The following is a 17,505-nucleotide window of genomic DNA, read 5'->3' on the forward strand; positions in this document are numbered from 1 at the left end:
ATAACCGGAAGAAAATGCAGCTTTTTCGTGGCCATGTCATTCATCCATGCACCCCGGTGCGGTCATGGATGCGCACGCGACAGCCGATTTGATCATCGTTCCGCCGCAAAACATGCTTAATTTCCCTCTCCGCGCTCTTTCAACCCGCCACGCCCATCCAATATGGTAAGACCATGGCTGCTTCATTTCCTCCCGTCCGGCATTCGATGACCGCCCCCCGCGACGCATGGCCACGCGGGCACACGCGGGCCCATGGCGGCAATTCCCCGACGCGACGCGAGGGCGGCAACCAGGACGGACAATCCGACAATCCGGATTCGCCCACCATCGGCGTGGTCGTCAGAACCCGGCCGCAGACGCGCAAGCCCGCGATGTACAAGGTCCTGATGCTGAACGACGACTACACGCCGATGGAATTCGTCGTGCACGTGCTGGAACGCTTCTTCCAGAAGTCGCGGGACGAGGCGACCGACATCATGCTGCATGTCCACAAGCGGGGCGTGGGCGTCTGCGGCGTGTTCACCTACGAGGTCGCGGAGACGAAAGTGACCCAGGTCATGGACCTCGCACGGCAGAACCAGCACCCGCTGCAATGCACCATCGAAAAGGACTAGACGGGGACGGAACGACGCGGCGGCGGACAGTCCATGGGGCCACGCGTCTCCGCGCGCCCCTGCCGTCCCGCCTTCGCGAAACGCGCCCGGAATTTGTTGATCTTTCCGTTGATCTTTCCACTGGCATTCCGACGAAAACACACCAAATATAGTCCTGATTAGCCGACTACCGCCTCCGGGCCCTGGACCGACCCTGGGAAAGGCCCGACCCTGGAAAAGGAGCGTCATGGCATGTTGTCACGCAATCTCGAACAGACGCTTCACCGTGCCCTTACCCTGGCGGGCGAGCGTCGCCACGAATATGCGACACTGGAACACCTGCTGCTGGCCCTGGTCGACGACAGCGACGCCGTCACCGTTTTCCGCGCCTGCGGTGTCGATCTGGACAAGCTGCGGTCGGACCTGACCGAATTCCTCGACAAGGACCTGGCCGGCCTGGCGTCCGACCGGACCGTCGATCCCAAGCCCACGGCCGCGTTCCAGCGCGTGATCCAGCGTGCCGCGATCCATGTCCAGTCCACCGGGCGGGACGAGGTCACGGGATCGAACGTGCTGGTCGCCCTGTTCGCCGAGCGTGAGAGCCATGCCGTCTATTTCCTGCAGTTGCAGGACATGACCCGTCTGGACGCCGTCAATTTCATCTCGCACGGGATCGCCAAGGCCCCCGACCGGTCCACGCGCCGCCCGATCACCGGCAGCGCGCAGGACGGTTCCGAGTCCGAACGCGAGGAGCGCGGCGGCAAGGGCAGCCAGAAGAACCAGGACGCGCTGACCGCCTATTGCACCAACCTGAACCGCAAGGCCGAGGACGGGAAGATCGACCCGCTGATCGGCCGCGACCCGGAAATCGAGCGCACGATCCAGATCCTGTGCCGGCGCACGAAGAACAATCCGCTTTACGTGGGTGATCCGGGCGTGGGCAAGACCGCCATTGCCGAAGGCCTGGCCAAGCGCATCGTCGAGGGCGACGTACCCGAGGTGCTGCTGAAATCCACGATCTATTCGCTGGACATGGGCGCCCTGCTGGCCGGAACCCGCTATCGCGGTGATTTCGAGGAACGGCTGAAGGCCGTCGTCACCGAACTGGACAACAATCCGGGCAGCATCCTGTTCATCGACGAGATCCATACCGTGATCGGCGCGGGCGCGACCTCGGGCGGGGCGATGGATGCGTCCAACCTGCTGAAGCCGGCGCTGGCGGCGGGAACGCTGCGCTGCATCGGGTCCACGACCTACAAGGAATACCGCCAGCATTTCGAGAAGGACCGCGCGCTGGTGCGCCGGTTCCAAAAGATCGACGTGGCCGAGCCGACGCTGGAGGACGCGGTCAAGATCCTGCGCGGCCTGAAGGGCAATTACGAAAAGCACCACAAGGTCCGCTACACCGAGGAAGCCATTCGCGGCGCGGTGGAACTGGCGGCGAAATACATCCATGACCGCAAGCTGCCGGACAAGGCGATCGACGTGATCGACGAGGTCGGCGCCTCGCGGATGCTGGTGCCCGAGAACCGCCGCCGCAAGACCGTGACCCTGAAGGATGTCGAGGATATCGTGGCGAAGATCGCCCGCATCCCGCCCAAGAGCGTGTCGTCCGACGACAAGGAGACGCTGCGCACGCTGGAGCGCGACCTGAAGGGCATGGTCTATGGCCAGGATCGCGCGATCGAGGCCCTGACGGCGGCGATCAAGCTGTCGCGGGCCGGGCTGCGCGACCCGGAAAAGCCGATCGGCAACTACCTCTTCTCGGGCCCGACGGGCGTGGGCAAGACCGAGGTCGCCAAGCAGCTGGCCAAGACGCTGGGCATCGAGCTGATCCGCTTCGACATGTCCGAGTATATGGAGCGTCATTCGATCTCGCGCCTGATCGGCGCCCCGCCGGGCTATGTCGGCTTCGACCAGGGCGGATTGCTGACCGACGCGATCGACCAGCATCCGCACGCCGTGCTGCTGCTGGACGAGATCGAGAAGGCACATCAGGACCTGTATAACGTCCTGCTGCAGGTCATGGATCATGGCCGCCTGACCGATCACAACGGCAAGACGGTGGATTTCCGCAATGTCGTCCTGATCATGACGACCAATGCGGGCGCCGCCGACCTCAGCAAGGAGGCCATCGGGTTTGCCCGCGACGTTCGCAGCGGCGAGGACGAGGAGGCGATCAAGCGCATCTTCACCCCCGAATTCCGCAACCGTCTGGACGCGGTCATCCCGTTCGCCAACCTGACGCCCGAAATCGTCGGCCGGGTAGTCGAAAAGTTCGTCTTCCAACTGGAAGCGCAGCTTGCGGACCGCAACGTCACGATCGAGATCTCGTCGGCGGCGAAGGAATGGCTGGCCGAACGCGGCTACGACCGCCTGTATGGCGCCCGCCCGCTGGGCCGCGTCATCCAGGAACACATCAAGAAGCCGCTGGCCGAGGAACTGCTGTTCGGCCGCCTGGTGAAGGGTGGCGCGGTCAAGATCACGCTGAAGGACGGGGCGCTGGATTTCGAATATATCGAAGCCAACGCCGAAACCCCGGCCGAAGGCGATGAAGGCAGCGAGCGGGAGTCCGAAGCCGCGAACTGAGTTCTTTCCGAAACAGAACGGGCCACGCGGCATATGTCGCGTGGCCTTTTTTATTGGCCGCCCCGTCATAGCGTCCCCGCTGTTCAAAGGGAGAACGGCGGCACGTCCGCATGACTGATTAAAGGAAACAATGAGTTTCCATTGTTTCTATTTTTACGATCCCGGTAGCGTCATAACGTGTGTGCAACGGCGGTGAACAGTGCTTCGGCCTCGCCGTCTCCGACCACCCACGAACGCACAAGGATCTCACATCATGAACCAGTTTCCGTCCCGCGACATTGCCCTGCTTGCCGCACGCTTTGCGCTCTCCCTGCTGTTCCTCGTCATGGGATGGGGCAAGCTCTCGGATTATGCCGGCACGGTCGCCTATATGACACAGACCGGCGCGCCGCTTCCGGGCGTGTCCGCCATTATCGCCATCCTCGCCGAACTGGGAATCGGGGTCGCGCTCGTGGCAGGCATCCTGGTGACGCCGCTGTCGATCGCGCTGGCGATCTACACTGTCGTGACGGCTTTCATCGGGCACCATTTCTGGACGATGGACGGAATGCTTCGCTACGACATGACCATCCATTTCTACAAGAATATCAGCATCGCCGGCGGTCTCCTGGCCCTTGCCGCTGCCGGCCCCGGGCGTTTCACCCTGCGCCTGTCCAGACGCGAAGCCGTGACCGCCGCGTGACCGTTCCCGCTTCCGTGGATTTACCAAGGATAATGATCATGTCGCATTTCACGACGACCGACGGTGCGGAAATCTACTTCAAGGACTGGGGCAAGGGGCAGCCCGTGCTGTTCAGCCACGGTTGGCCGCTCAGTGCCGATATGTGGGATACGCAGATGCTGTTCCTTGCGGAACGCGGCTATCGCGCCATCGCGTTCGATCGGCGGGGCTTCGGACGCTCCAGCCAACCCTGGGACGGTCATGATTATGACCGTTTCGCCGCCGACATCGCCGAATTGATGACGCATCTGGACCTGCGGGATGTCACGCTCGTCGGCTTCTCGATGGGTGGTGGAGACGTGACGCGCTATATCGCCCGATATGGAACCGATCGTGTCGCGAAACTGGCCTTGCTCGGCGCCGTGACGCCGATCTTCATCAAGACGGAAGACAATCCGTCCGGCCCCGATCGCGCGGTATTCGATGGTATTCGAGCGGGTCTCCTTTCCGACCGGGCGCAATTTATCAAGGACTTCGCAACGCCGTTCTATGGCGTGAACCATGGCGGGAAAATCTCCGATGGCGTCATGGCGCAGACGCTGCAAATCGCCTTGCAGGCATCGCTCAAGAGCACGATCGATTGCGTGACGGCGTTCTCGGAGACGGATTTTCGTCCGGACATGGCCACGATCGATGTGCCGACATTGGTGATCCATGGCGATGACGACCAGATCGTGCCGCTGGAGTCCACCGGACGGGTCGCCGCCGCCATGATCAAGGGGGCGACGCTCAGGATCTATGAAGGCGCTCCCCATGGTTTTGTCGTCACGCATGGGGATCGGCTCAATGCCGATCTACTGGAATTCCTGAAACACTGAAGACTGAAACGGGGCGTATTCTGCGCCATTTCCGCCCGAAGGATGATGCCGGTCCCACACGTCCGCCGCGGCTGCCCGACCGCCGCGACGGATGCGTGGTTCCAGCCCTTATCGCTGCATCTCCTCTTCGATCCACGCGGTGACCGATCGATGCACGGGTGCCCAGCCCAGCTCGGCGCGCGCCTTGTCCGCCCGCACCCGGCTGTTGGAACTGAGCCCGAACACCGCCAGTTCCCGGCCCCAACGGGCGATCGCGTCCTGTGGCGACCAGTCCTGTGAGGCCCCGATATCGAGCGCCTTGCCGATGGCGTCCGTGATATCCTTGAACGACGCCTCGCCATTCTCGACGAAATAGAAGCTGCCCGCTGGCGCTTTTTCCAATGCGAGAGCATAGAGTTCCGCGACGTCGGCAATATGCACGTTGGACCAGCGGTTGAGACCGCGACCGATATGGCGGGCGATGCCGCTTTCCTTCGCCTGCGCGACCAGCGGCGGTATCTGCACACTTTGCGACACCGGGCCCAGATGATTGCCATAAATCATGGTGTTGCACAGCACGACGGTGCACACGCCCGGTGCGGCGTCGCGGATCAGCGTGTCGATCGCAATACGGGCGATCTTGTCCGGTGCGGGATCGACCGGCGTCTCCTCGGTGAAGATCGCATCCGATGGCTCGCCGAGCGCCTCGTCACCGACGAGGCTGCTGCCGCTGGTATGCAGGAACGGCTTTTCCGACCCGGCCAACCCGAGCAACAGCGCTTCGACCGCGCCGCGATGATCGCTGCTCGCCGCATTGATGACGGCATCGGCATTACGCGCTTCCTCCATGAGAAGGACGCTGTCGTCCAGCGTGCCGACGACCGGCTCCATGCCGAAAGCGCGCAATTCATCGGCGCGCGCCGCGTTGCGGATCAGGCCGCGCAATGTATGCCCGCGCCGGGCCAGGGAAGCACCGACCGATCCGCCGATATAACCGCTTGCGCCGGTAACGAAGATTTTCATGACGTCCACTCCTTGCTCCGAACGAACATGATGATGTGGATCGGGATTGATAATCCGACGCCGGTGCACAAAACTCATGAAAAAATTTCACAGGCGAGGCGCCATGGACAACCGGACAGGCGAAATGCAGGTCTTCGTTCGCGTCGTGGAGTGCGGCAGCTTTTCCGAGGCCGCGCGGCAATTGTTCATGACGCCGTCCACCGTTTCCAAACTGATCGCACGACTTGAGTCCCGGCTGGGCGTTCGGCTTATCGAACGTTCGACCCGCCGCCTGTCGCTGAGCGCGGAGGGACAGCTCTATTACGAGCGCGGGCAGGCGCTGCTCGCCGAACTGGATGACATGGAACAGACCGTCTCGCAGGGGATGCGTCATACGAGCGGTATCGTCCGGGTCAGCGCGTCGGTCGCGTTCGGTACCCTGGGGCTGGAACCGCTGCTTCCGGCGTTCTGGTCGGCATGCCCCAACGTCATCGTCGATCTCTCATTGTCCGATGAGATCATCGATCTTTTTCTCGATCGCACCGACATCGCATTCCGCGTCGGCAAACTCGCGGATTCGACACTGACCACACAGCGGATCGGCAGCGCGCGTCGGAAGATCGTCGCATCTCCCGCCTATCTTGCGCGGCATGGCACGCCGGACACGGTCGATGACCTGGCGCGGCATAATTGTCTCGGATTCAATTTCCGTCGCGCGGCGCCCGTCTGGCCGCTCAGGGAAGGCGGCCGCATCGTCGATCGCATGGTGCATGGCACGCTGCTGGCCAATAACGGCGAAACCGTCCGGCGCCTCGCGGTCGCGGGGATGGGGCTGGCGCGACTGGGAAATTATCATGTCCGCGAGGATATCGCCGCCGGTCGGCTGGTGGAGGTGCTGGCCCAGGCCGGAATCCATGACGAGGAGGACATCCACGCCATTTATTCCGGCACGCAACGCATGCCGCAACGCATGCGGGTGTTCCTGGATTTCGTTATTCCGAAGCTACGGGCGTTTCTGAACCCGGCGTGAGGTGTCCCGGTAAAACGGATAATCGGTCTAGCCATGCGACACCATGCCGGGATCCATGCGTCGTCATAAATACCCGCCGCGCGTTCGAAACCGTAGCCGGTCAGGACGATCGGCGTTGCTTCGGTAATCAGCAGACCGCCGCGAATATAGAAAAGACATTATGCAGTATCGTCTACATCCGGGATAACAATATCCCCCCATTTGGCGCGCTGCTCCAAGGCATCTGCCAAGGCATGCTCGTGCCATCTGGCCGATATTCCGGGCTGAGCAAATATTTCAGCACCACTCTGGCCCGTTTCCACGCTCTCCATGTCAGCTATGTGAGAAATGTGGTACAGGCGCTTTGCCGAATGCTCCCCGACCGATGAAAATATCAGACCAAGGTGGACAAGCACAGGCTGGAAGTCCCGCGTAAATCCTTTTGAACCACACTCAACCAGGACGTCCATCGGTTTTTCGGTGAGGGCTTGTCCGACAAACCTGATTCTCAAGGAAAAGTTCAGTGTCCAGAATGGATAGAGTTTACGTTGGCCATTCGGACCCTGGAAACCTTGTTTTTCGGAACCGGTACAGCGCGCAAGAAGTGCGTCACGCAGGGTTTCCCCTGCTTCATGCCGCAGCCCGGTGGCAGGGAACCGATATCCAGATTTTTATACATGCTATCCGGGCATATTTCAGAGACCGGGGCCAAAGCGAATGGGTTTCCAAAGGGCAGTGCCCTTGCCTGACGTCACTGATACCGCACGCCATTGACCACGACATAGCCCGGCATGCCCCAGTTCCGGCCGGTGCCGTGGTGGGTCCAGTCGATGCCCTGGCTGCGGGGGTTGTCGTAGTAGTAGCGCCCGACCACGTCGGCGGTGTCGCCCTTGGCCACCCAGGGCCAGGGCGGGGCGGCCATGCGGTCAAGGTCCGAGACGATGCGGATCGACACCCCTGCCCCGACATCGAGGTAGAAATACCCATGCCAGCCGCTGCGCGTGTGCCGCTGGCGGGAGACCGCGATGACGCGGCCGCAGACATGCACCGGCTGGTCGCCGCGCAGCGACCCGCCCTCGAACGCCTGCTGCACCGCCAGGAAGTGCCGGTCGTCGCAGGATGGGCCGATGGCCTGCTGCGCGTGGGCCGTGCCCGCGGCCGATGCGGCCAGCAGGGTGGCCAGGGCGCATGCGGCCCGTATGGACGGTGTCATCGCCAGCCGGTTCCGTTTTCCGTTCATGTCTTCGGCGCCTCGGCTTCCAGTTCGCGGCGGACCGTCTCCATATCGGTCACCAGTTCGGGTGCCGGTTCGGGGATGGTCAATTTCAGCGATTCCAGCGCGTGGATGATCGTTTCCATGACCAGCAGCCGCGTCATCCATTTGCGGTCGGCCGGCACCACGATCCACGGCGCGCGGGGTTGCGCCGTATGGCGGATCGCCTCGCGATAGGCCGTCTGGTACGCGTCCCAGTGCGTACGCTCACGCGCGTCGGACGGCGAGAATTTCCAGTGCTTCCTGTCCTCGTCGATCCGCTTCAGGAAGCGCCTGCGCTGTTCCTCCTTCGACAGGTTCAGGAAGAATTTCAGGACCACCGTGCCCTGGTTCGCCAGGTACTGCTCGAAATGCCGGATGTCGCGGTACCGGTCCTCCCAGATCGCGTCGGTGCGCAGGGCGGGGGGAATCTTCTGGCCGACCAGGATCTCGGGGTGGACCCGCGTGACCAGGACCTCCTCGTAATGGCTGCGATTGAAGATGCCGATCCGGCCGCAGGTGGGCGCCGCCATATGCACGCGCCACAGATAGTCGTGCTCCAGCTCGACCGGCCCGGGCTGCTTGAAGGACGTGACGGTGACGCCCTGCGGGTTCACCCCGGACATCACGTGCTTGATCACGCCATCCTTGCCGCCGGCATCCAGCGCCTGGAACACCAGCAGCAGCGACCATGTCCCGTTGGCGTACAGCAGGGTCTGCAGTTCCGACAGGCGCTGCACCCCCTTGCGCAGCATCTCCTCGCCTTCTTTCTTGCCGATGCCGTCGATCCGCCCGATCCGGGTCGGATGGGCGGCGAGGTCGAAATGCGCTCCGTCCTCGACCCGGCAGCGCGCCAGCAGGCGGGCCAGGTCCAGCGTCTGCCCCATATGCGTCAATCCTCCAGCCCCTTGACCACGGCCAGGCCCGCCGCGGCCTGGCAGGTCGGCATCAGCTCGATCTGGTTGATGTTCACATGCGCCGGCAGGCCCATCACCCAGGATACGGTTTCGGCGATGTCCTCGGGCAGGATGGGATGGGTGCCCTGGTACACGGCGGCGGCCTTGGCGTCGTCGCGCAGGCGCACGGTGCTGAATTCGCTGCCGCCGCACAGGCCGGGTTCCAGGTTGGTCACGCGCACCCGCGTCCCCAGCAGGTCGCAGCGCAGGTTGCGCATGAACTGCGACACGAACGCCTTGGACGCGCCGTACACATTGGCCCCCTGATACGGATAGGTCCCGGCCGTGCTGCCCAGCGAGATGACGTGCCCGCGATTGCGCGCGACCATCCCCGGCAGCAGGGCGCGGGTGATTTCGACCAGGCCCGTCACGTTGGTCGCGATCATCTGCTGCCAGTCCGCGATCGTGGCGTCCTGCGCCTTGTCCAGGCCCAGGGCCAGGCCGGCATTGTTGACCAGGACATCGATTTCCTGCCAGCCGGGGGGCAGGCTGCCCGGCAGGGCCGCCAGGGCGTCGGCATCGTTCATGTCCAGGCGGAAGGGCAGCAGCGATGGCCCCAGCGCCTTCGCCAGCGCGTCCAGGCGGTCCTGGCGTCGCCCGGTCGCGATCACCCGATAGCCGTCATGCACCAATCGTTCCGCGATCGCGCGGCCGAATCCCGCCGTCGCCCCCGTCACCAGTACCTTCATCGCCATCGCCGGCCCCTCCTTTTCCATTCGCTGCGTATTAAGCGCCATTCGCCCAGGGGTCGCAAATGTGACGGCCGCGAATTCGGGCGGGCCGCAAATCGGCGCATCATGGTTGCAATGCCGGTCGGTTCTGTTTCTATGGACGGAATGTTCCCCGTTTCCCCCACATCGGCCGCGTCACTGACCGGGTCCCTGCTGGTGGCCAGCCCCGCCCTGGCCGATACCCCCTTCGCGCGCAGCGTCATCTTCCTGTGCGCCCATGTGCCCGGGCAGGGCGCGATGGGCCTGATCGTGAACCGGCGCCTGCCGCAGCCGGGACTGGACGACGTGCTGGGGCAACTGGGGATCGACCCCGTGCCGCCGCGCCGACGGATCGACCTGTGCGCCGGCGGGCCGGTGGACGGGGGGCGGGGCTTCGTCCTGCATTCGTCGGACTGGACGGGCGAGGGCAGCATGTCCATCGACGGCGAGACCACCCTGACCGCCAGCCTGGACGTGCTGCGCGACATCGCCGACGGCGCCGGCCCCCGCCGCGCGCTGCTGGCACTGGGCCATGCAAGCTGGCAGGACGACCAGCTGGAAGACGAGATCATCCACCGCAATGCCTGGCTGCCCGCCCCGGCCAGCGACGATATCCTGTTCGGATCGGATCACCGGGCGAAATGGCGGCAGGCCCTGGCCGCGATCAATATCGACCCGATCCGGCTGAGCGCCCTGGCCGGCCACGCCTGAGACGCTGCGTCCGGGCAGAGGTCCCGACCCCATCGCGCGCGGCGTGGCACAAGGTTTGCGTGGTGAAACGGCATCATGTCAGCGCACAGCCACGGACCGCCATCCATCCTGGATCTTCTGGAACGGCCGGAGGCCGGGACGTTGCAGGCTGCCTTTCGGGCGGTGACGTTCCAGCGCGGCCAGCGCCTGTCGAACCTTGAGGATACCGATTCCATATTCATCGTCCGGACGGGGCGGCTGCGGGCCTTTCTGCTGGCCTTCGACCGGGAGCTGAGCCTGGCCTACCTGCATCGCGGCGACATGTTCAGCACCCATACGCGGGTGCAGATGGAAGCCAGCGAGGTCACGCACCTGCTGATGGCCCGCCGGTCCGCGATCGAACGCATATCGGCCGATCATCCGGCGCTGCAGCATGCGCTGATCCATGGCCTGGCCCGAATCCTGGGCCAGACCATCACGTTGCTGGAGGATTTGGCCTTCCATCATGCCAGGGGCCGGATCGCCCGCTATATCCTGCGCAGCGCGGCCCATGCCGGCATCGGCATCGAAGGTGGCCAGGTCGTTCCGCTGTCGCTGGGCATGGAGGACATGGCCGCGCTGCTGGGAACGACCCGCCAGACGGTCTCGACCGAATTCAACGCGATGATCCGCGAGGGCGCGTTTTCGCGCGAACGGCGGGGGTACCTCCGCCTGGGCGACGTCGCGCTGCTGAAGAACTGGGCCAGCGGAGAAGAAACGCGGCTGGCGTAAGGCGGTAAACACCGGATCTGTCGCCTGGCTGACAGACGGCACGCGCGGACCGTTCCATACTCCGCCCCCGGTTCATGAAGGCAAGCGTGGAAAATGACCGAGCAGATCGACCGATATGTCAGCTTCCGGAACGTGGAATGGGAACGCAGGACGGCGGAAGTCTTCGCCCTGCTGCAACCCCATTTCGACGGAAGCACCAGCCCGTTCTGGGACTATTTCCTCCGGCAGCGCGTCATCGCGCACGCGCAGGGGCTGGACGACCTGCGGGTGCTGCACAATTTCCTGCCCACCCTGAAGGACCTTCTGGAAGAGCTGGATGACGAGCGGACGCTGTCCAGGCTCGAGGAACTCGAAGTCCTGTGCATGTAGCGCGGATCATTCCGGCAGCCTGACCGGGCGGCGCGGCGGCAGGGGCGGCAGCGGGTCGCGGGCCGTATCGCGCACGCTTTCGTACACCAGCATCAGATGGCCGTCGCGGGCGAAGCTGCCGCATTCGGTCATGCCGATCCCCCCCAGGATGGTGCGCGAGGCGATGTTGGTGTCGCGCGTCACCGCGATCACGCGGCGGATCCCCGCATCATGGGCGAAGCTGAGCACCGCCGACGCGGCCTCGCGCGCCAGGCCGCGCCCGGCGGCCCACGGCCACAGGGCGAAGCGCAGGCCCAGGCCCCGCCCGTCGGGGCGTTCATGCAGGCCGGTCATGCCGATGAAGCGTCCGTCCTCGCGAATCGCGAAGATCCCGACGCCGCGCCGCGCCCAGCAGGCCAGGTCGTCGGCCATGTCGGATTCGGCCTGCTGCCGGCTGCGGATTCCGCCCAGCATCATGCCGAACGCGCCGGCATCGGCCTTCAGCCGGGCCATGTCGTCCATGTCCCGCCACGAAATCGGTTCCAGTACCAGCCGGGGGGTGCGGATCTGGCCGCCGGCAATCGGCATGCGTGCCTCCCACCCCGTCCGCCCGGCCGGCTGCCCCCAGGGGCCGCGGCGCGGATGATGCGCCAGGGCCGAAACCGGCGGCGCGTCAGACCCTGACGGCGGCCGCGCCATGTGGGCCACCCGGGGCGGCGCCGTCAGGGGCGCGCATGGCGGGCCGGACCGTTCAGCGTGCGAGCGGGCGGTATTTGATCCGTCCCGGCTCGGTCGCGTCAGGGCCCAGTCGGCGTCGCTTGTCCTCTTCATAGGCCTGGAAATTACCCTCGAACCATTCGACGTGGCTGTCGCCCTCGAAGGCCAGGATATGCGTCGCCAGGCGGTCGAGGAACCAGCGGTCATGGCTGATGATCACGGCGCAGCCGGCGAATTCCGCCAGCGCATCTTCCAGCGCGCGCAGCGTGTCCACGTCCAGGTCGTTGGTCGGTTCGTCCAGCAGGATGACGTTGCTTTCCCGGCGCAGCATCTTGGCCAGGTGCACGCGGTTGCGCTCGCCGCCCGACAGGATGCCGACCTTCTTCTGCTGGTCCGCGCCCTTGAAGTTGAACGCGCCGACATAGGCCCGCGACGGCACCGCGCGCTTGCCCAGATAGATGACGTCGGTGCCGCCGGAAATTTCCTCCCACACCGTCTTGTCGTCATCCAGGCTGTCGCGCGACTGGTCCACATAACCCAGCTTGACGGTCTCCCCGACCTTCAGCGAGCCCGCGTCGGGCTCTTCCTGCCCCACGATCATGCGGAACAGGGTGGACTTGCCCGCGCCGTTGGGCCCGATGACCCCCACGATGCCGCCCGGCGGCAGCTTGAAGCTGAGGTCGTCGATCAGCAGCCGGTTGCCGAACGCCTTGCGCAGGTCCTCGGCTTCGATCACCGTGCCGCCCAGGCGGGGGCCCGGCGGAATGACGATGTCGGCGGTGCCGCCGGCACGCTCGGCGTTCAGGGCCAGCATTTCCTCGTAGCGGGCGATACGCGACTTGCTCTTGGCCTGGCGCGCCTTGGGGCTGGACCCGATCCATTCCTGCTCGGCCGCCAGGGCCCGCTGGCGGGCGCTTTCTTCCTTTTCCTCCTGGGCCAGGCGCTTGCGCTTCTGTTCGAGCCACGAGGAATAATTGCCCTGGAACGGGAAGCCCCGGCCGCGCTCCAGCTCCAGGATCCAGTTGGTGACGTTGTCCAGGAAGTAGCGGTCATGGGTGATGACCATCACCGTGCCCTGGTAGTCGCGCAGCGTGCGTTCCAGCCACGCCACGCTTTCGGCGTCCAGATGGTTGGTCGGTTCGTCCAGCAGCAGCAGGTCGGGCTTTTCCAGCAGCAGGCGGCACAGCGCCACGCGCCGGCGCTCGCCGCCCGACAGGCGGGTCACGGCGCTTTCGGCCGGCGGGCAGCGCAGCGCGTCCAGCGCGATGTCGATCTTGCGGTCCAGTTCCCAGCCGTCGCCGGCATCGATCTTTTCCTGCAGTTCGGCCTGTTCGGCCAGCAGGGCGGTCATTTCGTCGTCCGACATCGGCTCGGCGAACAGCATCGAGATTTCGTTGAAGCGATCGACGGCGGTCTTCAGCGCGCCGAAGCCCAGCGCCACGTTCTCGCCGACCGTCAGCGATTCGTCCAGCTTGGGCTCCTGCTCCAGATAGCCGATCCGGGCGCCCTCGGCGGCCCAGGCCTCGCCGCCGAATTCCTTCTCGATCCCGGCCATGATCTTCAGCAGGGTGGATTTGCCGGCGCCGTTGACGCCCAGCACCCCGATCTTGACCCCCGGCAGGAAGGACAGGGTGATGCCCTTGAAGACCTCGCGCCCGCCCGGATACGCCTTGGTCAGGTCCTTCATCACATAGACATATTGCGTGGCGGCCATGACGAGGGCTCCCGGTATCCAGAGAAAGAGGTAGAAAAACGCCGGCCCGCATCCCCGGTCCAAGGGGGCGTGGGCCGGACCAAAGCCTGCGCCCGGCAGGACTTGAACCCGCAACCAAGCCGTTATGAGCGGCCCGCTCTAACCAATTGAGCTACGGGCGCGCAGGCCGGTCCTCACTTCGCCCATGTTCGGCCGTTTGGCAAGCCTTATAGGGATGCTTGGCAATGGGGACACGCCTCGATAGGTTCGACGGTCTCTTTTCTGTTCCGTAGAGTGTGGAGCGCCGCCATGGATGTGTCGAAAATCTCGCCCGGCAAGGACGTACCGTTCGATATCAACGTCGTCATCGAGATCCCGCAGGGATCGTCGGTGAAATACGAGATCGACAAGGACAGCGGCGCCATCGTCGTCGACCGCGTCCTGTTCACGCCGATGGCCTATCCGGCCGCCTACGGCTTCATTCCCAACACGCTGGCCGCCGATGGCGACCCGGCCGACGCGCTGGTGCTGATCCCGGCCCCGGTGGTGCCCGGCGCCGTGATCCGCGCGCGCCCGATCGGCATGCTGCGCATGGAAGACGAAAGCGGCCAGGACGAAAAGATCGTCTGCGTGCCGCACGACAAGGTGCACCCGTACTATTCCAAGGTCGAGAAGATCGAGGACCTGCCCGAAATCGTCATCCAGGAGATCGAGCATTTCTTCACCCGCTACAAGGACCTGGAGAAGGGCAAGTGGGTCAAGGTGGCCGGCTGGGCCGGTCGCGAGGAAGCGGGCGAGGTGATCAAGGCCTCGCTGGCGGCGGCCGAGAAGTAAGCCGGTGGGCCGGGGCCCCGCCCCGGCCTTTCCCGCCCCTACCGTTCCGCCCCGCGTCCGGCGGACAGGATGATCGCGGCGCCCGCCAGGCAGATCGCGACCCCGGCCGCGTCGCGTAGCGTGACCGGCCGCCCTTCGACCAGCCGCAGCCAGACGATGGCGCCGACGATATAGATCCCGCCATAGGCCGCGAAGGTGCGGCCCGCCGTGTCGCTGTCCACCAGCGTCAGCAGCCAGCCGAACAGCGCCAGGCTGGCCATGCCCGGCAGCAGCACCCACGCCCCCGCCCCGGCCCGCCGCCAGCACCACCAGGCATAGCATCCGCCGATCTCGCACAGCGCGGCGGCGGCATAGACCGCGAACGACCCCAGCAGCATCCGCACCGTCAGGCCGACCGCGCCGCGATCCGCAGGGACGCGCGGCCCCGCCGCCCCTGGCGCACCATCCGGTCGATCAGGTCCCGATACCGTGCCATGTACTCCCCCATATCCAGTGTCCGTTCGGCCTGCCGGCGGGCGGCGCGGCGCAGGCGGGTGGCCAGCGCGCGGTCCTCCAGCACCTCCAGCACCCCGGCCGCGATGCCGTCCGGGTCCAGGAACGGCACCAGGCGGCCCGTCCGCCCGTCGGACAGGAATTCGCGCACCGGCGCCGTATCGCTGCCGACGATCGCGCATCCCATGGCCATGGCCTCGCGCAACGACCAGGACGCCACGAACGGATAGGTCAGGTAGACATGCGCGTCGGACCGGCGCAGCAGGGCGCGGAACACGTCGTACTCCACCTTGCCGGGGAAATGGACGCGGTCAAGGTCGATCCGCCCCGCCAGTTCGGCCAGCATCCGCGCCCGCCACGACCCGGCCGGCAGGCGCGCGCCATAGCTGACCCCATCCCCGCCCACCAGCACGACCCGCACGTCCGGCCGCGCCGCCAGGATGCGCGGCAGCGCGCGCATGAAGACATGGAAGCCGCGATAGGGTTCCAGGTCACGCGCGACATAGGTCACCAGCCGGTCGCGCGGCGCGATGGCGATCTCGCCGATCCGCAGCGTCCGCCGGAACGCCGCCGGATCGGGCGAGCAGGCGGCCAGGTCCACGCCCTCGGGCAGGATTTCGATCCCGCCGCGCGCCCAGGCGGGATAGGTCATCCATTGAAAGCGGGTGGGGGTCTGGCCCTGGACAGTCCCATCGCCGCCGCCCGCCAGCGCCTGCAGGTTGATGGCGTTCCTGGCGCGAATGACCGGCAGGCTGCCGCGGGGCGACGGGAATTCGGGGTCGAAGCCCACATCCAGCGCGTCGGCATGGTAGAAGAATTCGAAATAGCCCAGCACGGGCACGCCGGGGAACACGTCCCCCATATTCAGCAACTCGCCCCAGCCGTGATGGCCGATCACGATGTCGGGGCGATAGCCCAGGTCGCGCAGGCTGGCCGCCGCCCGCGCGACCGATTCGGCCCGCAGCATCGCCAGGTCGAAATCCCGCGCCGCCGGATGAACCCCCGGGGCCCCGCCGCGCGGCGGGCGATAGGCCACCCGCCGCACCCCGGGCAGGTGGTTGTCGTTCGGTTCGCTGATGAAGACGATCTCGTTGCCCGGGTCCTGCCGCAGGTGGCGCAGCAGGTGCAGGTACTGACCGGGAAAATGCTGGTGGACGAACAGATATCTCAAAACGCCATCCCGCGCCGCGCCGGTTACGACCCTCCGCGCGACGTCTTCCGGCGCGCGGCCCTCTGCCTGCGCGCCTTCACAGTTCCACCCGCGACCCCGGCGCCTTGCGGGCCCGGCCGGGGCGCACCGGATCGATCGGCGGGGCTTCCGCCAGGGGGCTTCGGCCTTCGCGCGGCGGGCCCGCGTCGCGCCGGTTTCGGCACGGCGGGGGCGGGATCGGGGGCGGAGACGATCGCCAGCAGGGCCTCTTCCTCCGCGTCCGGGGTTTCGGCGACGTCCAGCGGCGCGATATCGATGCGAAAGGCCTCCAGCGGGGCCAGGCTCTCGGCCTCGACCACCGCGCCGTCACCGGTCGGCCCCGCCCGCGTGCCGTCGGTGAAGCTGGCCGAGACACGGCAGGAAAACCGGCGCGCGGCCTCGGGCTTCAACCGCACGCGCAGGCCCAGGATCGGCAGGGCCATGCCCCGGCTGCCGCAATACTGGCCCCCCGCCGACCAGGGCGACAGCCAGCCGCGCCCCAGCACCGCCTGGTATTCGATGTCCTCGGCCGCGATCAGGCGGGTGGGCACGACGGCGAACCCCTCGATCCAGGCCTTGCTGCCGGAACGCCCATGCCCCTCCTCCATGGCGGACACCACATCCCCCCGGCGCTGGATATTGGCCGTGATGCCCCCGCCGGGCTGTGCCGGCGCGGGTGCGGAGGGCGTCGGGACCAGGCCGGGCGTGGATTCCACTCCCTGCGGCACCGGCACCGGGGTCGGCCCCGGCATATCGGCCAGGCGCACGACCTTCAGGCGCGGGATCTCCGACGCCAGGATCGGGTCCTGGTAGAAGGTGACCAGCACCTGCGCCGCGTTGGCCGGCACGCGCACCAGCGCCGCATTGCGCGCGGCGCCCAGCCAGCCATCGGCGTCGAAGGTCACGATCGCCACCCCGGCGCCCGCCGCCCCCGGCGCGCGCGAAATCCGCACCCCCGGCAGGTCCTCCGCGCCGCCCTGATGGAACGTCCCCCGGTCGAATCCCGGGCCGGGATCGGGCTGCGGCGCGTGGAAGACGCAGTACAGCCCAGGGTCCAGGGTCATCAGGTGGCCCGCGACCTTCAGATCCACGATCCGGCCCTGGCTTTCGGTCATGCTGTCCGGCATCGGGTTCTCCCTTTT

At 66.0% G+C, this 17,505-nt stretch carries 19 protein-coding genes and 1 tRNA gene; 9 read left to right on the top strand and 11 right to left on the bottom strand.

Features of this window, described 5'->3' with window-relative positions:
• Nucleotides 1–206 precede the first annotated feature (206 nt).
• The 4 genes from clpS to GDI_RS16475 all read left to right on the top strand — a co-directional run bounded on the left by clpS (nucleotide 207) and on the right by GDI_RS16475 (nucleotide 4,721).
• On the top strand, nucleotides 207–614 hold the full coding sequence (gene clpS / locus GDI_RS16460; protein ID WP_012554659.1) for an ATP-dependent Clp protease adapter ClpS: 408 nt from the start codon (nucleotides 207–209) through the stop codon (nucleotides 612–614).
• A 231-nt stretch (nucleotides 615–845) separates the two neighbouring features.
• Nucleotides 846–3,182 (top strand): ATP-dependent Clp protease ATP-binding subunit ClpA, encoded by a 2,337-nt coding sequence (gene clpA, locus GDI_RS16465; protein ID WP_012228101.1) that lies wholly within the window; start codon nucleotides 846–848, stop codon nucleotides 3,180–3,182.
• 253 nt (nucleotides 3,183–3,435) lie between these two features.
• Entirely contained in the window at nucleotides 3,436–3,864 is a 429-nt protein-coding gene (locus GDI_RS16470) for a DoxX family protein (RefSeq protein WP_012554657.1), read from the top strand.
• Nucleotides 3,861–4,721 (top strand): alpha/beta fold hydrolase, encoded by an 861-nt coding sequence (locus GDI_RS16475; protein ID WP_012228103.1) that lies wholly within the window; start codon nucleotides 3,861–3,863, stop codon nucleotides 4,719–4,721. The genes GDI_RS16470 and GDI_RS16475 overlap by 4 nt, the downstream gene beginning before the upstream one ends.
• Nucleotides 4,722–4,829: 108 nt before the next feature.
• On the opposite strand, the gene GDI_RS16480 is transcribed toward GDI_RS16475, so the two are convergent.
• Nucleotides 4,830–5,723 (bottom strand): NAD-dependent epimerase/dehydratase family protein, encoded by an 894-nt coding sequence (locus GDI_RS16480; RefSeq protein ID WP_041249540.1) that lies wholly within the window; start codon nucleotides 5,721–5,723, stop codon nucleotides 4,830–4,832.
• A gap of 103 nt (nucleotides 5,724–5,826) precedes the next feature.
• Between GDI_RS16480 and GDI_RS16485 the strand changes: the two genes are divergently transcribed.
• The gene (locus tag GDI_RS16485; protein WP_012228108.1) at nucleotides 5,827–6,732 is read left to right on the top strand and encodes a LysR family transcriptional regulator; all 906 of its coding nucleotides are present in this window, start codon (nucleotides 5,827–5,829) and stop codon (nucleotides 6,730–6,732) included.
• 158 nt (nucleotides 6,733–6,890) lie between these two features.
• On the opposite strand, the gene GDI_RS16490 is transcribed toward GDI_RS16485, so the two are convergent.
• The 4 genes from GDI_RS16490 to GDI_RS16505 form a co-directional block, all read right to left on the bottom strand.
• A complete protein-coding gene (locus GDI_RS16490; protein ID WP_041249541.1) occupies nucleotides 6,891–7,181 on the bottom strand; it encodes a hypothetical protein in 291 nt (96 codons plus the stop codon).
• 281 nt (nucleotides 7,182–7,462) lie between these two features.
• Nucleotides 7,463–7,951 carry a DUF3465 domain-containing protein gene (locus GDI_RS16495; protein ID WP_012554654.1) on the bottom strand — a complete coding sequence of 163 codons (489 nt, stop codon included), beginning with the start codon at nucleotides 7,949–7,951 and terminating at the stop codon, nucleotides 7,463–7,465.
• Nucleotides 7,948–8,850 carry a polyphosphate kinase 2 family protein gene (locus tag GDI_RS16500; protein WP_041249542.1) on the bottom strand — a complete coding sequence of 301 codons (903 nt, stop codon included), beginning with the start codon at nucleotides 8,848–8,850 and terminating at the stop codon, nucleotides 7,948–7,950. Before GDI_RS16500 ends, GDI_RS16495 begins: the two co-directional genes overlap by 4 nt.
• A gap of 5 nt (nucleotides 8,851–8,855) precedes the next feature.
• The gene (locus GDI_RS16505) at nucleotides 8,856–9,614 is read right to left on the bottom strand and encodes an SDR family NAD(P)-dependent oxidoreductase (RefSeq protein WP_041249881.1); all 759 of its coding nucleotides are present in this window, start codon (nucleotides 9,612–9,614) and stop codon (nucleotides 8,856–8,858) included.
• A gap of 141 nt (nucleotides 9,615–9,755) precedes the next feature.
• On the opposite strand from GDI_RS16505, the gene GDI_RS16510 reads away from it, so the two are divergent.
• The 3 genes from GDI_RS16510 to cowN all read left to right on the top strand — a co-directional run bounded on the left by GDI_RS16510 (nucleotide 9,756) and on the right by cowN (nucleotide 11,459).
• Nucleotides 9,756–10,340 (top strand): YqgE/AlgH family protein, encoded by a 585-nt coding sequence (locus GDI_RS16510; protein ID WP_041249543.1) that lies wholly within the window; start codon nucleotides 9,756–9,758, stop codon nucleotides 10,338–10,340.
• Between the two features lie 75 nt (nucleotides 10,341–10,415).
• Entirely contained in the window at nucleotides 10,416–11,090 is a 675-nt protein-coding gene (locus tag GDI_RS16515) for a Crp/Fnr family transcriptional regulator (protein ID WP_041249544.1), read from the top strand.
• A 93-nt stretch (nucleotides 11,091–11,183) separates the two neighbouring features.
• Nucleotides 11,184–11,459: a N(2)-fixation sustaining protein CowN gene (cowN, locus tag GDI_RS16520; protein ID WP_012228122.1), complete on the top strand. Its 276-nt coding sequence runs from the start codon at nucleotides 11,184–11,186 to the stop codon at nucleotides 11,457–11,459.
• Nucleotides 11,460–11,465: 6 nt separating this feature from the next.
• On the opposite strand, the gene GDI_RS16525 is transcribed toward cowN, so the two are convergent.
• The 3 genes from GDI_RS16525 to GDI_RS16535 all read right to left on the bottom strand — a co-directional run bounded on the left by GDI_RS16525 (nucleotide 11,466) and on the right by GDI_RS16535 (nucleotide 14,030).
• Nucleotides 11,466–12,026 carry a GNAT family N-acetyltransferase gene (locus GDI_RS16525; RefSeq protein WP_012554648.1) on the bottom strand — a complete coding sequence of 187 codons (561 nt, stop codon included), beginning with the start codon at nucleotides 12,024–12,026 and terminating at the stop codon, nucleotides 11,466–11,468.
• Between the two features lie 163 nt (nucleotides 12,027–12,189).
• Nucleotides 12,190–13,869 carry an energy-dependent translational throttle protein EttA gene (gene ettA, locus GDI_RS16530; RefSeq protein ID WP_041249545.1) on the bottom strand — a complete coding sequence of 560 codons (1,680 nt, stop codon included), beginning with the start codon at nucleotides 13,867–13,869 and terminating at the stop codon, nucleotides 12,190–12,192.
• An 87-nt stretch (nucleotides 13,870–13,956) separates the two neighbouring features.
• Nucleotides 13,957–14,030 (bottom strand) — tRNA-Ile (locus tag GDI_RS16535).
• A gap of 127 nt (nucleotides 14,031–14,157) precedes the next feature.
• Here GDI_RS16535 and ppa point away from each other — a divergent pair.
• Complete coding sequence (ppa, locus tag GDI_RS16540; protein WP_012228125.1) at nucleotides 14,158–14,682, top strand: inorganic diphosphatase; 525 nt, start codon at nucleotides 14,158–14,160, stop codon at nucleotides 14,680–14,682.
• Between the two features lie 38 nt (nucleotides 14,683–14,720).
• Here the strand turns inward: ppa and GDI_RS16545 are convergent, their stop codons facing one another.
• The 3 genes from GDI_RS16545 to GDI_RS16555 are packed head-to-tail and all read right to left on the bottom strand — an operon-like array spanning nucleotide 14,721 to nucleotide 17,490.
• Nucleotides 14,721–15,059 (bottom strand): YnfA family protein, encoded by a 339-nt coding sequence (locus tag GDI_RS16545; RefSeq protein WP_041249546.1) that lies wholly within the window; start codon nucleotides 15,057–15,059, stop codon nucleotides 14,721–14,723.
• Between the two features lie 8 nt (nucleotides 15,060–15,067).
• Nucleotides 15,068–16,345 (bottom strand): glycosyltransferase family 4 protein, encoded by a 1,278-nt coding sequence (locus GDI_RS16550; protein ID WP_012228127.1) that lies wholly within the window; start codon nucleotides 16,343–16,345, stop codon nucleotides 15,068–15,070.
• Between the two features lie 23 nt (nucleotides 16,346–16,368).
• Nucleotides 16,369–17,490, bottom strand: coding sequence for a hypothetical protein (locus tag GDI_RS16555; protein ID WP_012228128.1), 1,122 nt, complete (start codon nucleotides 17,488–17,490; stop codon nucleotides 16,369–16,371).
• Between the last annotated feature and the right edge of the window lie 15 nt (nucleotides 17,491–17,505).

Source organism: Gluconacetobacter diazotrophicus PA1 5 (assembly GCF_000067045.1).
In the GTDB taxonomy this organism is placed as follows: domain Bacteria; phylum Pseudomonadota; class Alphaproteobacteria; order Acetobacterales; family Acetobacteraceae; genus Gluconacetobacter; species Gluconacetobacter diazotrophicus.

Excerpts from the sequence above, each read along its gene's own strand:
- clpS (WP_012554659.1), top strand. The coding sequence starts at position 207 with ATGACCGCCCCCCGCGACGCATGGCCACGCGGGCACACGCGGGCCCAT.
- GDI_RS16545 (WP_041249546.1), bottom strand. The coding sequence starts at position 15,059 with ATGCTGCTGGGGTCGTTCGCGGTCTATGCCGCCGCCGCGCTGTGCGAG.
- GDI_RS16470 (WP_012554657.1), top strand. The coding sequence starts at position 3,436 with ATGAACCAGTTTCCGTCCCGCGACATTGCCCTGCTTGCCGCACGCTTT.
- GDI_RS16555 (WP_012228128.1), bottom strand. The coding sequence starts at position 17,490 with ATGCCGGACAGCATGACCGAAAGCCAGGGCCGGATCGTGGATCTGAAG.
- cowN (WP_012228122.1), top strand. The coding sequence starts at position 11,184 with ATGACCGAGCAGATCGACCGATATGTCAGCTTCCGGAACGTGGAATGG.
- GDI_RS16490 (WP_041249541.1), bottom strand. The coding sequence starts at position 7,181 with ATGGACGTCCTGGTTGAGTGTGGTTCAAAAGGATTTACGCGGGACTTC.
- ppa (WP_012228125.1), top strand. The coding sequence starts at position 14,158 with ATGGATGTGTCGAAAATCTCGCCCGGCAAGGACGTACCGTTCGATATC.
- GDI_RS16505 (WP_041249881.1), bottom strand. The coding sequence starts at position 9,614 with ATGGCGATGAAGGTACTGGTGACGGGGGCGACGGCGGGATTCGGCCGC.
- clpA (WP_012228101.1), top strand. The coding sequence starts at position 846 with ATGTTGTCACGCAATCTCGAACAGACGCTTCACCGTGCCCTTACCCTG.
- GDI_RS16495 (WP_012554654.1), bottom strand. The coding sequence starts at position 7,951 with ATGAACGGAAAACGGAACCGGCTGGCGATGACACCGTCCATACGGGCC.
- ettA (WP_041249545.1), bottom strand. The coding sequence starts at position 13,869 with ATGGCCGCCACGCAATATGTCTATGTGATGAAGGACCTGACCAAGGCG.
- GDI_RS16510 (WP_041249543.1), top strand. The coding sequence starts at position 9,756 with ATGTTCCCCGTTTCCCCCACATCGGCCGCGTCACTGACCGGGTCCCTG.
- GDI_RS16485 (WP_012228108.1), top strand. The coding sequence starts at position 5,827 with ATGGACAACCGGACAGGCGAAATGCAGGTCTTCGTTCGCGTCGTGGAG.
- GDI_RS16515 (WP_041249544.1), top strand. The coding sequence starts at position 10,416 with ATGTCAGCGCACAGCCACGGACCGCCATCCATCCTGGATCTTCTGGAA.
- GDI_RS16525 (WP_012554648.1), bottom strand. The coding sequence starts at position 12,026 with ATGCCGATTGCCGGCGGCCAGATCCGCACCCCCCGGCTGGTACTGGAA.
- GDI_RS16500 (WP_041249542.1), bottom strand. The coding sequence starts at position 8,850 with ATGGGGCAGACGCTGGACCTGGCCCGCCTGCTGGCGCGCTGCCGGGTC.
- GDI_RS16480 (WP_041249540.1), bottom strand. The coding sequence starts at position 5,723 with ATGAAAATCTTCGTTACCGGCGCAAGCGGTTATATCGGCGGATCGGTC.